Raw genomic sequence first — 11779 nt, 5'->3', positions numbered from 1 at the left:
TCTTGTGGGGAGAGAGCACAGCGGGCCCGCCGACTGGCCGTCAGACCAGCACTCGCTCGACATCGGCCGGAGTGGCGCGCCGGACGACTGCTTCCACCGGGTCGGCCGACCCGGCCAGGTTGTCCGAGTCGCCGTCAAGAACGGTCAGCGCCGCTCGCTTGCCGGGGGCGACGAGCCCGCAGTCGAGCCCCGCAATCTCGGCGCCGGCCGTCGTCGCCATCCCCAGGACCTCCCGCGCGCTCACGTCGAAGTGGGTCGCCGTGTAGGCCATCTCACGGAACATGTTCGGCGGGTTCAGCATCACGTTGTCCGTCCCGAGCGCGACGGTCGCGTGGTCGAGCAGGTCGCGTATCGGCGGCCGGCCGACCTCGAGGACGGCGTTGGCCCGCGGGCAGGCCACGATGGGGACCGACTGGTCGGTGACCCGGTCGAGGTGGCCCTGCTCGGCGTGGACCATGTGGACGAGCAGGTCCGGTTCCAGGTCGAGCGCAGGGTGGATGTCGGTGGCGTCGGGCTCGCCGGCGTGGATAGCGAAAGGCGCCCCACGCTCCGCGCAGGCGACCCGTTCGTCGGTGAAGTCGGCGTCGTTCGCCCCCGAGGCGCCATAGCCGTCGGCGACCTCGAGGACAGCCGTGTCGTCGCTCCCGAAGATGAACGGTTCGACGTCGAGCGGGTCGGCGGCGTCACGGAGCGCCCGTGCCCCCTCGACTCCGAACTCCCGGAAGTCGAGACAGGTTATCGTCCCGGTCCGCTGCATGTATCTGAGCGTCCGGCCCATTGCGGTCACGAGCTCGCGTCGGTCGGCCGCCTGCAGCCGGCGGTGTTTCAGGCTCTCCGGCGGCACCACCGCGTCCTCCAGCGACAGCCCGACGGCCGCGTCCTTGGCGACGCTGTCACCGATGTGGGTGTGGGCGTTGACGAAGGCCGGGAGGACGATGTCGGTCGAATCTGTCTCGGCTTCCTCGACGGCCGTTATTTCGCCGTCCTCGACGACGACCCGGCCACGAATCGGCTCGAACGACTCCCCCACGAGAACGGTGCCGGCTAGCTCTTCCATAGGCTGGATCCGGCGTACGGAAAGATAGGAGTTTTGACGGATGGACCGGCTGCCCCCACCGAAGCTCCCACAGGCGTAAGACGCCGCCTGACCACACGTCCCTATGCCCAGTGAGAAAGCGAAGATGCTCGCCGGGGAGCTGTACAACCCGCGAGCCCCCGAACTCGTCGCCGACCGCGAACGCGCCAGAGAGCTGGTCGGGCTGTACAACCAGACCGGCGCGACCGACCAGGAGAGTCGGGCGCTCCTCCTCGAAGAACTGTGCGGGTCGGTCGGCGAGCGCCCGACCGTCGAGCCACCGTTCCGGTGTGACTACGGCGAGCAGATAACCCTGGGCGACCGCTTCTTCGCGAACTTCGGCTGTGTCTTCCTGGACGTCTGCCCGATAGAATTCGGCGACCGCTGTCTTCTGGGGCCGTCGGTCCACGTTTACACGGCGACCCATCCGCTCGACGCAGCGACCCGAGCGGAGGGGAAAGAGTACGGCAAACCAGTCACCGTCGGCGACGACGTCTGGGTCGGCGGCCAGGCAGTCCTCAATCCCGGCGTCGAGATCGGCGACCGGTCGGTGGTGGCCTCGGGCGCGGTGGTCACCCGGGACGTGCCGCCCGATGTCGTGGTCCAAGGGAACCCCGCAGAAGTGGTGAAAGAGCTCGACTGACGGGTACTGGGAGGCTCCTCCCGGGAGATGCGGGTAGTGCACACTGTTATCAGTCGACGGAGCGTATCGTCCGTCTATGCCAGAAGAAGTGCTCTTCGAGTCCGAGAGCGACCAGCGTCGAGAGGACATCGCGGCGTTTCTCCGTACTGTCGCGGATAACCTAGAGCAGGGGAACGACATCACGCTCAAGGCAGGTGGGGAATCGGTGACGATGAATCCGCCGGCGACGCCGACCTTCGAGGTCAAAGCCGAGCGCGAGGGACCGACCAATGGCCCGAAAGAGCTGAGCGTGGAGTTCGAACTCGAGTGGGACGAGAACGCCGACGGCGAGAGTAGTTCCGGCGGGGCGCTGGAAATCGAGTGAGCGGCGGCGCGGTCGGCGAGCGGGACAGCGAGCGCGTCGAGACGCCGGTCTGTGTGCCGAGGCGTTCGACCGCTGGAAAGACGCCACCGCGGCGAGTGAACGGCGGAGTGAGGAGGACGGTGTCGCGTCAGCGGGGTCCGGGTAATGCCGGCAACTCAGCCGGCGTCGGCGCTACTGGCCCGCCGAAGGACCCAGACGGCGAGGGCGCCGACGAGGACGTTCAGCCCGACGAGTATCGCCACCGACGGGACGAGTGTGTCGTAGATACCGCCAAAGCGGGTGACGGAGAGCACCGTCGAGACGTCCTCACCCAGCACGAGCGCGCGAGTCGCGTCGACGCCGTAGGTTATCGGGTTAAGTCGAGCGAGCCACTCGACGTCGTCGGCGACCGGGATATAGGCCGGCGAGAGGAAGAGTAAGGGGAACATGAACAGCATCGAGGCGGCGTTGATGGCCTCCTCGTCGCGGACGAGTACGCCGAGGATGTTGGCGACGGACATGAACAGCAGGCCGACGAGCAGACAGACGGCCGCGATTCCGACCACGCCCGAGACACCGGTCTCGACGGACGCCCCCAGCGCGACAGCCAGCGCGAGGACGACCACCACCTGGACGAGGATACGCAACAGGTCAGCTGCTGCCTTCCCCAGCAACACGGCGGTCCACCCCATCGGCGTGACGGTGACCTTCTCGAACATCCCGCTCTCCAGGTCCCCGACCAGCCCCACGCCGGACGTGAAGGCAGAACCCATCGTCGCCTGCATGAACACCGCTGGGACCAGGTAGGTCAGATACTCCACGCCGCCGTACCCCGCCGTTTCGAGTGCGAGTTCGCCGACGTCGCCGAACACCGCCGAGAACAACAGCAGTGAGAGGACGCCGACGGCGATTTCGAGGAAGAAGGCCGTCGGGTTCCGCATCGCCTTCCGGGACCAGCGCTTGAAATTGACCCAGACGTCTCTCGGGAGGCCGTTGCCCGCCGGCGTCGGGCGCTCGGTCGCGGCGCTCATCGGGACCCCGCCGGAGTGGCCGCTATCGGCTGTGTGGTCTCGGCGTCGAGCCCCGGAGTACCTTCGTCAGCAATAGTGAGGAAGACGTCGTCGAGCGTGGCCTCCTCGACGTCGAAGCCCGTCACCGAGACGCCGGCGTCCCGGAGCGCCACGAGGAGGTCAGGACCGTGGTCGCCGGGGGCAGACGTGGCGACGGTGAGCCCGTCGGCGGTGGTTTCGAGGGCCGCCTCGTCGGTGAGCAGGCCGCTCCGGCGGGCGACCCGCGCGGCGGTTTCGACGGCCTGCTCGTCGCCCTCGACGTCGATGGTGAGTCGCGTGCCACCGACGCGTCGCTTCAGCGCTGTCGGCGAGTCGTCGGCGACCAGCTCGCCGTCGCGGATGACCGCCAGCCGGTCACAGAGGGCGTCGGCCTCTTCGAGATACTGTGTCGTGAGGAAGATGGTAGTGCCCGCGTCGTTGATGCGCTCGAAGTAGTCCCACAGCCGGTTGCGGGCCTTCGGGTCCAGCCCGGTCGTGGGTTCGTCCAGAAAGACGAGCGCCGGGTCGTGGACGAGCGCCATCGCGGCGTCCAGCCGTTTCTGCATCCCACCGGAGAAGTTGCCAGCGGGGGTGTCGGCCACGTCGGCGAGGTCCACGAGGTCGAGCAGTTCGTCGATGCGGTCACCGCCGGTCACGCCGTAGGCCTCACAGGCGAACCGCAGGTTCTCGCGGGCGGTGAGCTCCGTGTCGACGCTGATATGCTGGGCCATGTAGCCGACGGTTCCACGGACAGCAGCGCGCTCGTCGACCACGTCGTACCCGTTGATGCGGGCCGTCCCACCGGTCGGCGCCAGCAGCGTCGAGAGCAGCTTGATAGTCGTCGTCTTGCCCGCGCCGTTGGGTCCGAGGAAGCCGAAGAACTCCCCGCGCGGAATCGTGAGCGAGACGTCCCGGACGGCCTCGGTGCCGTCGGCGTACGTCAGCGACAGCCCCTCGGCGTCGACCGCCGGCGGCCCATCGCTGTGTGTCGGTGCGTCCTGATGTGCTGCGTTCGAAGGCATCACCGTATCCAAGCGCCGACACGGCCGAGTAGCTGCTGTGGGGTATAGAAGTGGGGTTTATATCGCCGCCTTGCGGGAGTGGGTCCCATGAGACAGATTCGGGCCACGGCCCGCGTCGACCCCGAGGCGTCGCCGGCCTTCTTCGACCTGCTCGCGAACTCCCCGGACATCGAGGAGGCACGGGTGCTCGAAGTGAACACCACCGTCGACGGCGTCGAGACGGTCCTCTTTGCTATCGACGGAGACACCGATGCCTTCGCCGCGGGCGCTGCCGAGACGCCCGGCGTCGAATCCGTCGAGGTGGCCGACTACGACGACACTAGCTACGCCCTGCTCGTGATGCGCCCGCTCGAAACCTCGCTGTTCGACGCCATCCACCAGGGGGACCGGCTGTCGGGGTTCGTGGTACGAACGCCGATTATCTACCGCGACGGGGCCATGCACGGCCGCGTCGTGGGTGACACGGAGGCGCTGCAGCGAGCCTTCGACGACTCCCCCGACGCCATGGATATCGAGGTCGAGGAGGTCGGCCGGTTCCGCGGGCGGCTGGACGAACTGGAGACGACGCTCTCCGAGCGCCAGCGCGAGGCCGTCGACGCCGCGCTGGCGCTTGGCTACTACGATCAGCCCCGGCGGGCAACCCAGGCCGACGTGGCCGAGGTACTCGATTGCTCGCCCCAGACCGCCGGCACCCACCTCCGGAAGGCCGAATCGAAGGTGATGCGGGCCGTGCTGGCGGAGTTCTGATGCCGTCCCGGGACGCTTTTACTCGGCTACCACGTACAGCCGACCACGCGTGGCCATCACCGACAAGATATACGTCAAGAACCACCAGCAACTCGCCTCCCAGCTGGAGACGAGTTTCCCCAAAGGGGCGTTCAAGGGGGCGACGCTGGATATCCTCTTCCAGGGCGAGGGGCTGGCGAAGTTAGACGACGCCTCCCGCGAGCGGGTGCTGGATTTCGCCGAGGACTTCATCGACTGTGACTGCCAGGCGGCCCCCCACTGTGGCTGCCCGGAGCGGAAGTTCATCAGCTATCTGCTGGAGCTGCGCGAGCAGGGATTGGGTCCCGACGCCATCGTCGACGTGATGACCGACGACTACATGCTGTATGCCTACCCCGGCGACATCCTCTCCTTTCTGGACGACAGCGTCCGCACGCTCGAAGCTATCGAGACGCTCGCGGGCGTCGACGGCAACCGCGAGATGGAGCGCCTGGCCGGCGAACGGCGGAACCACCTGGTCAGGTAGTCTCCGCTGGCGCCCCGACAGCGCCATCGGACCGCTCCGACGGCGAACGCCCGTTCTCCAGCCAGGCCTGCCACGTCACCGTCCCGACCGCCCGGTCCGGACAGGTCGCCTTGCCGTCCCGGAACGCACGGAACGTCGCTGTGGGAATCGGCAACCGGACGATGGGGCGGCGCAGCCCCTTTGCCGTCCGGTAGCCCCGAGCCAGGTCGCCGACGGTGTGGACCTGAGGTCCGCCCATCGGTGGCATCCGTCCGCGGGGCTCGGGAACGGCTTCCTCGACCAGTACGTCGGCCACCTCCGCGACTGCGACCGGCTGTATCCGCATCTCGGTCGGCAGTGGCCACACCGGCAGCTTCGACAGCGTGTCGAAGATGTCGGCGACGAACTCGTGGAACTGTGTCGCCCGCAGTATCGTGTCTGGCACGTCGCTGTCCTCGATGGCGCGCTCGGCCGCCAGTTTGTGCTCGTAGTAGGAGTACGGGATATCGTCGATGCCGGCGATGGAGGGATAGACGAAATTCGAGACGCCGGCGTCCGCCGCCGCGTCGAGCAGCCGTCTCGTTCCCTCGACGTCGACCGTCTCACTGTCGCCCGTCGGCGCCGTCGCGGCGTGGACGACGACATCGACGTCGCGGACTGCGGCCGCGAGGCCGTCACCGCTCGCGAGGTCCAGTTCGACCCAGTCGGCGGTCGCGTCCGCGGGCGGCGACCGGCTGGCCACCCTGACCTCGTGTCCTGCAGCCTGCAGCCGTGGGATGAGTGCCGTTCCAAGCGTCCCCGTCGCACCTGTCACCAGTGTCTGCATATCTCGACGTACTGCCCGGTGCCAGGAGTCGGTCCTGCCGGAACTGCGCGGTAGGTTTAAGTGAGCCGTCGCTGGAACGCCCGGCTATGAAACACGTCCGGCTGGAGCTCGACGCCGGCGGCCGCGAATCCGAGATACATCCGATGTTCGACGTACTGATGAACGCCCCCTACATCGAGCGGGCGACCGCGCTGCAGTGGAACTGGGCGGGCGGGACGCTGGGGATACTCCACTACGTCGTCGGCGACATCGACGCCTACGACGCGGCGGCAAGCGACATCGAGGCAGTCATCGACTACGAACTGGAGCCCGCGGGCGACGACGCCTTCTACGCGTACATCTTCGACGAGATGACGCCGACCTCGCGGGCGATGTTCGAACCCGTCAGCTACCGCGGGCTCGTCGTCGTGCCGCCCATCCTGTACCACGAAGACGGCCGCGTGTCGATGTCCGCCTTCGGACCGAGCGAGGTGATACAGCGCGCCATCGAGGCAGTGCCGGACCCGGTCGAGGCCACCGTCCAGTCCGTCGGCGGCCTGACCGGGCTCCCGCAGGTCACCGAGAGCTATCTGAGCGAGCGCCAGCAGGCGGCTCTCGAAGCCGGGCTGGAACTGGGCTACTACGCCACCCCGCGGGAAGCCGACCAGGAAGACGTCGCCGCGGCGCTTTCCTGTGCACCGAGTACGGCGGCCGAACACCTGCGGAAAGGGGAGCGAAAGGTCATCCAGTCGGTCATCGCGCGACAGTAGGGCCGTGAGAAAGGCTCAGTCAGAACTCGTCGTCGAAGCTGCCGATGCGGTAGGAGGCGTCTTCCTCCTCTTCGCCCTCGTCTAGGTCTTCGAGGTGGATGACCTCGTCCTGGTCCATCTCGTCGAGTTGCGTGCGCAGCTTCGTGACGTAGCGCTTGTGCTCTTCGAGCTGTTCGCGGAGATGCTCGGCCTCCAGTTCGAGGCGTTCGTGCTCGCGGACGAAGCTCTTTGGCACCTCGACTTTCGGCGGGAAGCTCTCGGAGCTGGTCTCCTCGGTCGTCGCGGCCTCTATCTCGTGGTCCGGCGCGACCGTCACCTGGCCGTCGTGGTCGACGAGCGTGTCGACGTAGTCGCGAAAGACCGCCGACAGCGAGATATCGCGTTCCTCGGCGATCTCCCGGAGCGTCTCGAACTTGTCCTCGCTGACCCGGAACGAGATAGTCTTGTTTTTGTTCCCCATTGTTGTGTCTTATTCGTCTCTCATCGTATTTAATGGTTTGTCAGACGCTCGCACGGCACGGCGGCGGAAAACACGCCAAACTGTTTACGAACGGGAAAAGAGCGTCCGGTATGGACCCCACCGCACACCACTACGCCATCACTGTCAGCAATCTCGACCGCGCCGTCGCCTTCTACCGGGACACGCTCGGGCTCGACGTTCTGAGCGAGTTCTCCGTCGGCGGCGAGGCCTTCGCCACCGGCGTCGGTATCGACGGGGCGAGCGCCGATTTCGTCCATCTGGACGCCGGCGACGCCCGTATCGAACTCGTCGAATACACGCCCGAGGGCGATGACCACCCCGAGGGCGAACTCAACCAGCCCGGTGCCACACACCTGGGGCTAGAAGTCGAGGACCTCGACTCGGTCTACGAGGCGCTGCCCGACGGTGTCGAGACCATCGCCGAACCGCAGACGACCGAGAGCGGGACCCGAATCCTGTTCGTCCGGGACCCGGACGGGACACTGGTCGAACTGCTCGAGCTGTGAAATAAATCGACCGCGAGGGACTCAGTCGGCGCTAGCTTCAGCGGCGTCTTCCATACTCTCGAGGGCCCCGACCACCGACTGGCGGTACGGCTCGACGTCGTCGCCGTACTCCTCGTGGGCCATCGCGACGTACTCGTCGATGTCCGGGTCCTCCGGGTCGGCCTCGTTGAAGCGGCGAATGCGCTCTAACGTGCGCTCGGCGGCCTCGACGACCCAGCGGTCGCGGGTGGCCTCGTCGACCTGCGAGATGGACTCCGGACGGACGGAGACGTTCACGTCGCCTTCATCGGTCTCGTAGGTCCGTGGCTTGCCCACGACGGAAACGTAGGCGGGCGGCTCCAGCTCGCGCAGCATCGAGGCCGCGTCGGGCTGGTACTGCCCGGCGTACATGAAGAACGTATCGCCGTTCGGGTCGACGACCCGGCCCTGCCAGTACTCGCTGTCCTCGCCGACATCTTCGGTTTCGGTCAGCGTCCCGACGAGGAACACGCGGTTCGCGCGCTGGCCCGTCGGCAGTAGGACGTACACCGGTGCCCGGTCGTCGTCGGATTCCTTGAACGTGTAACTCGCGTCGTTGAACTCGCGGGCGAAGACGCGTCGGGCGACTTCGCGGGTGGGGGTAGTAGCCATCTATATCGACCTCGCTTTGATGAGTAGTTCGTCCGCATCCACGGTCCCGGTCAGTCGCTCCTGGTCGTCCGCCAGGACGTAGCGACCGAACGTCGGGCCGGTGACCCTGTAGTAGCGCCCGAGGATGTCGGCGCGCATCTCGTCGGCCACGACGGTGGTGTCGAGCGCGTCCATCGCCATCTCCTTTGCCTCCTCCAGCGTGATACCGGTGAGTTTCTCCGTGGCTTCCTCGTCGAAGATGACCTCGGTGACCTCCTCGCCGTCGTCGAGCACGCCCTTGATTCGGAGGTCGAACTCCCCTTCGACCTCGCCGTGCTCGCTGCAGCGACCGTTCTGGAGGACGCGGGTGCACTCCTCTTCCGGACAGCGCTTGATGAGCCCCGAGCCCGACTGGATGTCCACCAGCGCGCCCTCGACCTCGACGCTGTCGTCGCCGACCTCTATCTCCTCGTCCAGCTCCTCGATGGTCGTCGTCCGGTTGAGCTTGACCGAGAACCGGCCCTGGTACTCGTCGGTGACGACGTTCCGTAGCTCGTAGGACTTGCCCGCCTCCAGTTCGGGCAGGTCGGATTTGGACCACTTGGTGAACTTGATTGTGCCCGTCTCGTCGCCCAGGAGCCCGACCTGGGCCACGGCGTCGGCGCGGGGGTCCCACAGCTCGACGACCGTCGCGCGGATGTCGACCCACTCCTCGGGGGCGTCGACGTCCGCGAGGTCGACCTGTTCGTTGCCGCCGCCACCGCCGCCGAGCTGGTCGCGCTCCATCCCGGCCTCGTCAAGGTACGTGTTGACGACGCTCCGGCGGGCCTCGGTCGCGGGCACCTTGTACTCGTTGACCAGCGTGTCGAGGCGCTCGAAGACGTCGTCGACGTCGATGTCGAGCTGGTCGGAAAACTGCTCGTGTATCTCTTCAGCGTGGGTACGCAAATCTGTCTCTGACATTGGCTTTCACTGTCTCCGCTTTGTTTTTCGGTGGGAGACAATCGACGGTTGGTCGCGTTCGGTTATAAAGTCTCGTCTGGCGTAGTGAAAGTGAAAGTCCGGGACGGTCACCTGGGTCCCACTTGGCCCGTCGGGAAGATTGATTTGGCGTCGGCCGATAGCGTAGGTATGGCCGACGACGACGCCCGGCTGGAGCGTTTTATCAGCGGAACCATCCGGTCGGTCGGAAACCAGCTCTCCGAGGCCAAACGCGCCTACAGCGACGGGAAGCGAGCCGCGATGGCCGGGCTCCCACGCGATGACGACGGTCGCGCCAGAATCGTCTGTCGTCGCCACGCCGACCGCCGCGCCGTCTCGCTGGACGAGGCGGCCCGGCCGGAGTGTTTCGACCCCGACCACCCCGACTGCCAGGGCTGTGTCGAGGACATCGACGACGGCACCATCGAGACGTGGTGACAGTCAATCGGACAAAACGGTCATACCAACCGGCCTCGACAGGAGGGGTATGAGCGGCGTTCTCCGGCAGTTCTGGCTCACCGTCGTGCCACTGCTGGTCGGCTTCTCCGCTGTCGGCCTGCTCGTCCTGGCCGCGCTTTTCCCCGAGCAGCTGTTTGCCGTCGACAGCGTCGGGTACATCGCCACGGCCGCCGTCGCGCTCGTCTGTCTCGGCGTGCTGGTGTGGCAGCTCGCGACCGGGAACGGGTCGCCTCGGGACCGATTCCAGCCGCCTCAATAGCGAGGTGTCTCGCGCTGCGAGACACCTCGATGCTGAACGGCTCGGAAAACCTCGCTTCGCTTGGTTTCCCGCTATGCTCCGCGGTCGCTACGCTCACCGCGTCGCTTGGAGATGTCTCCCTAACTCCACGGCTCCCTCCGGTCGCCGTTCCGTTTCGGGAAACCTCACTTTGTTCGGTTTCCCGCTAACTCCGCATCGACCCACCATCGACCGGGAGCGCGGTGCCGGTGACATACGACGACCGGGCCGAGGACAGATACGCCACCACGTCGCCCAGTTCCTCTGGCTGTCCGACCCGGCCCAGCGGCGCGTCCGACCACGACGCCAGCCCCTCCTCGTAGGAGTCGTACTCGCCGCGTTCGACGGCGGCCTCCACGAGCTCCTCGATACGTGGTGTCTCGTGGGCCCCGGGGAGCACCGCGTTGACCCGGACCTCGGGGGCAAACTCGCGGGCCTGGGTCTCCATCAGCCCGATGACCGCCCGTCGGACCGAGTTCGAGAGGACGAGGTCGTCGATGACCTCCTGGACCGACCGGGAGGTGATGTTGACGATGGTGCCGGCGTCGGACTCTTTGAGGTAGGGGTAGGCGTGGCGGGTCGTCCAGACGACGCTCATCACCAGCAGGTCGTAGGCGGTGTACCACTCGCGCTCGGTCGTCTCGATGAACGGCCCCGGTGCGGGCCCCCCCGCGCTCGTGACGACGTGGTCCAGGCCGCCGAAGGTCTCGACGGTCTCCTCGACGAACGCCTCGACCTCGTCGGGATCGGTGATGTCGGCCTCGACGGCCAGGACGTCGCCGTCGCCGATGTCGTCCAGCGCCGCCCGCGTCTCCTCGACGTGGGCCGGTGTCGTCCCACAGACGGCCACGTCACAGCCCTCGCGAGCGAACCGCTCGGCGCTCGCCCGTCCCAGTCCACTCGTCGCGGCCGTACACAGTACAGCGTTGCCAGCAAGTTCGAGGTCCATACCCGGTACCTCGGGCGAGACCGAAAAAAATCCGTGCCCTAGCTGCCCCAGAAGTTGTCGCGGCTGCCCAGCCGCTCGTCGTCTTCCTCGTCTTCGTCGTCGCCCTGATAGCCGCCCTCGTCCGCTTCCTCGTCGGCCTCGTCGTCCTCGTCCAGTTCGAGCCGTTCGAGTTCGTCCGCTCGCGCGTGGTTCGACCGGACCTTTGTAATCTGGACTTTCGACCTGGCCGGCGGCAGGACGCCGTCGACCATGACGATGAAGCCGTCCTCGGTCCGGCCGACGCCGGCCCCGCTCTCGTGGATGTCGTCTACCTCGACGACGACCTCCTGGCCCGGCTTGACGGGCTGGCTCTTCAGGTCCGAAATGGGCTGATTGTAGTGGTTACACCACTCGGCACCCCCGCGGTCGCCGTAGTGCGTACAGCCCATCCCCTCGATGCGTTCTGTGAAGCTTGGGCAGTCGTCGGCGAGCGGACAGTCGGGCATGAGTCGGGGTACAGTGGCCGCCGGCAAAACGCTTGCGACCTGCCAGAAGGGACGGGAAACGACGCCGAGACGGTCGGCAGTCGACAGCGTCAGT

General features: G+C 66.8%; 17 protein-coding genes. 8 read left to right on the top strand and 9 right to left on the bottom strand.

Annotation, left to right across the window (positions count from 1 at the left end; genetic code table 11):
* Nucleotides 1–40 precede the first annotated feature (40 nt).
* A complete protein-coding gene (locus tag EGD98_RS10580) occupies nucleotides 41–1057 on the bottom strand; it encodes an amidohydrolase family protein (RefSeq protein WP_220588345.1) in 1017 nt (338 codons plus the stop codon).
* Nucleotides 1058–1160: 103 nt separating this feature from the next.
* Between EGD98_RS10580 and EGD98_RS10575 the strand changes: the two genes are divergently transcribed.
* Together EGD98_RS10575 and EGD98_RS10570 are read left to right on the top strand one after the other, a co-directional pair.
* On the top strand, nucleotides 1161–1718 hold the full coding sequence (locus EGD98_RS10575) for a sugar O-acetyltransferase (protein WP_220588344.1): 558 nt from the start codon (nucleotides 1161–1163) through the stop codon (nucleotides 1716–1718).
* 76 nt (nucleotides 1719–1794) lie between these two features.
* Entirely contained in the window at nucleotides 1795–2082 is a 288-nt protein-coding gene (locus EGD98_RS10570; protein ID WP_220588343.1) for an amphi-Trp domain-containing protein, read from the top strand.
* Between the two features lie 155 nt (nucleotides 2083–2237).
* Here the strand turns inward: EGD98_RS10570 and EGD98_RS10565 are convergent, their stop codons facing one another.
* Entirely contained in the window at nucleotides 2238–3092 is an 855-nt protein-coding gene (locus EGD98_RS10565; protein WP_220588342.1) for an ABC transporter permease, read from the bottom strand.
* Nucleotides 3089–4132 (bottom strand): ABC transporter ATP-binding protein, encoded by a 1044-nt coding sequence (locus EGD98_RS10560; RefSeq protein ID WP_220588341.1) that lies wholly within the window; start codon nucleotides 4130–4132, stop codon nucleotides 3089–3091. The genes EGD98_RS10565 and EGD98_RS10560 overlap by 4 nt, the downstream gene beginning before the upstream one ends.
* 87 nt (nucleotides 4133–4219) lie before the next feature.
* Here EGD98_RS10560 and EGD98_RS10555 point away from each other — a divergent pair, with 87 nt between their 5' ends.
* Both EGD98_RS10555 and EGD98_RS10550 read left to right on the top strand, forming a co-directional pair.
* Nucleotides 4220–4879 carry a helix-turn-helix domain-containing protein gene (locus EGD98_RS10555; protein ID WP_220588340.1) on the top strand — a complete coding sequence of 220 codons (660 nt, stop codon included), beginning with the start codon at nucleotides 4220–4222 and terminating at the stop codon, nucleotides 4877–4879.
* A gap of 49 nt (nucleotides 4880–4928) precedes the next feature.
* Nucleotides 4929–5384, top strand: a complete 456-nt coding sequence (locus tag EGD98_RS10550; RefSeq protein ID WP_220588339.1) for a DUF5814 domain-containing protein — start codon at nucleotides 4929–4931, stop codon at nucleotides 5382–5384.
* Here the strand turns inward: EGD98_RS10550 and EGD98_RS10545 are convergent.
* Complete coding sequence (locus EGD98_RS10545; RefSeq protein WP_220588338.1) at nucleotides 5377–6189, bottom strand: SDR family oxidoreductase; 813 nt, start codon at nucleotides 6187–6189, stop codon at nucleotides 5377–5379. The genes EGD98_RS10550 and EGD98_RS10545 overlap by 8 nt on opposite strands.
* Before the next feature lie 86 nt (nucleotides 6190–6275).
* On the opposite strand from EGD98_RS10545, the gene EGD98_RS10540 reads away from it, so the two are divergent.
* Nucleotides 6276–6938, top strand: coding sequence for a helix-turn-helix domain-containing protein (locus tag EGD98_RS10540; protein ID WP_220588337.1), 663 nt, complete (start codon nucleotides 6276–6278; stop codon nucleotides 6936–6938).
* 19 nt (nucleotides 6939–6957) lie between these two features.
* On the opposite strand, the gene EGD98_RS10535 is transcribed toward EGD98_RS10540, so the two are convergent.
* Nucleotides 6958–7398 carry a DUF8146 domain-containing protein gene (locus tag EGD98_RS10535; protein WP_220588336.1) on the bottom strand — a complete coding sequence of 147 codons (441 nt, stop codon included), beginning with the start codon at nucleotides 7396–7398 and terminating at the stop codon, nucleotides 6958–6960.
* A gap of 110 nt (nucleotides 7399–7508) precedes the next feature.
* Between EGD98_RS10535 and EGD98_RS10530 the strand changes: the two genes are divergently transcribed.
* On the top strand, nucleotides 7509–7925 hold the full coding sequence (locus EGD98_RS10530; protein WP_220588335.1) for a VOC family protein: 417 nt from the start codon (nucleotides 7509–7511) through the stop codon (nucleotides 7923–7925).
* A 21-nt stretch (nucleotides 7926–7946) separates the two neighbouring features.
* Here the strand turns inward: EGD98_RS10530 and EGD98_RS10525 are convergent, their stop codons facing one another.
* On the bottom strand, nucleotides 7947–8555 hold the full coding sequence (locus EGD98_RS10525; protein ID WP_220588334.1) for an RPA family protein: 609 nt from the start codon (nucleotides 8553–8555) through the stop codon (nucleotides 7947–7949).
* Complete coding sequence (locus EGD98_RS10520; protein WP_220588333.1) at nucleotides 8556–9497, bottom strand: replication factor A; 942 nt, start codon at nucleotides 9495–9497, stop codon at nucleotides 8556–8558.
* 168 nt (nucleotides 9498–9665) lie between these two features.
* Here EGD98_RS10520 and EGD98_RS10515 point away from each other — a divergent pair, with 168 nt between their 5' ends.
* Both EGD98_RS10515 and EGD98_RS10510 read left to right on the top strand, forming a co-directional pair.
* Nucleotides 9666–9953 (top strand): DUF7091 family protein, encoded by a 288-nt coding sequence (locus EGD98_RS10515; protein ID WP_220588332.1) that lies wholly within the window; start codon nucleotides 9666–9668, stop codon nucleotides 9951–9953.
* A gap of 49 nt (nucleotides 9954–10002) precedes the next feature.
* Entirely contained in the window at nucleotides 10003–10233 is a 231-nt protein-coding gene (locus EGD98_RS10510; RefSeq protein WP_220588331.1) for a hypothetical protein, read from the top strand.
* Nucleotides 10234–10417: 184 nt separating this feature from the next.
* Here the strand turns inward: EGD98_RS10510 and EGD98_RS10505 are convergent, their stop codons facing one another.
* Together EGD98_RS10505 and EGD98_RS10500 are read right to left on the bottom strand one after the other, a co-directional pair.
* Nucleotides 10418–11200, bottom strand: a complete 783-nt coding sequence (locus EGD98_RS10505) for an SDR family oxidoreductase (protein ID WP_220588330.1) — start codon at nucleotides 11198–11200, stop codon at nucleotides 10418–10420.
* 38 nt (nucleotides 11201–11238) lie between these two features.
* Nucleotides 11239–11685 (bottom strand): TRAM domain-containing protein, encoded by a 447-nt coding sequence (locus tag EGD98_RS10500; RefSeq protein ID WP_220588329.1) that lies wholly within the window; start codon nucleotides 11683–11685, stop codon nucleotides 11239–11241.
* Between the last annotated feature and the right edge of the window lie 94 nt (nucleotides 11686–11779).

Origin of the sequence: Haloarcula salinisoli, assembly GCF_019599405.1 — an archaeon.
Taxonomy (GTDB): domain Archaea; phylum Halobacteriota; class Halobacteria; order Halobacteriales; family Haloarculaceae; genus Haloarcula; species Haloarcula salinisoli.
This window is presented reverse-complemented; position numbering and strand designations above follow the sequence as displayed.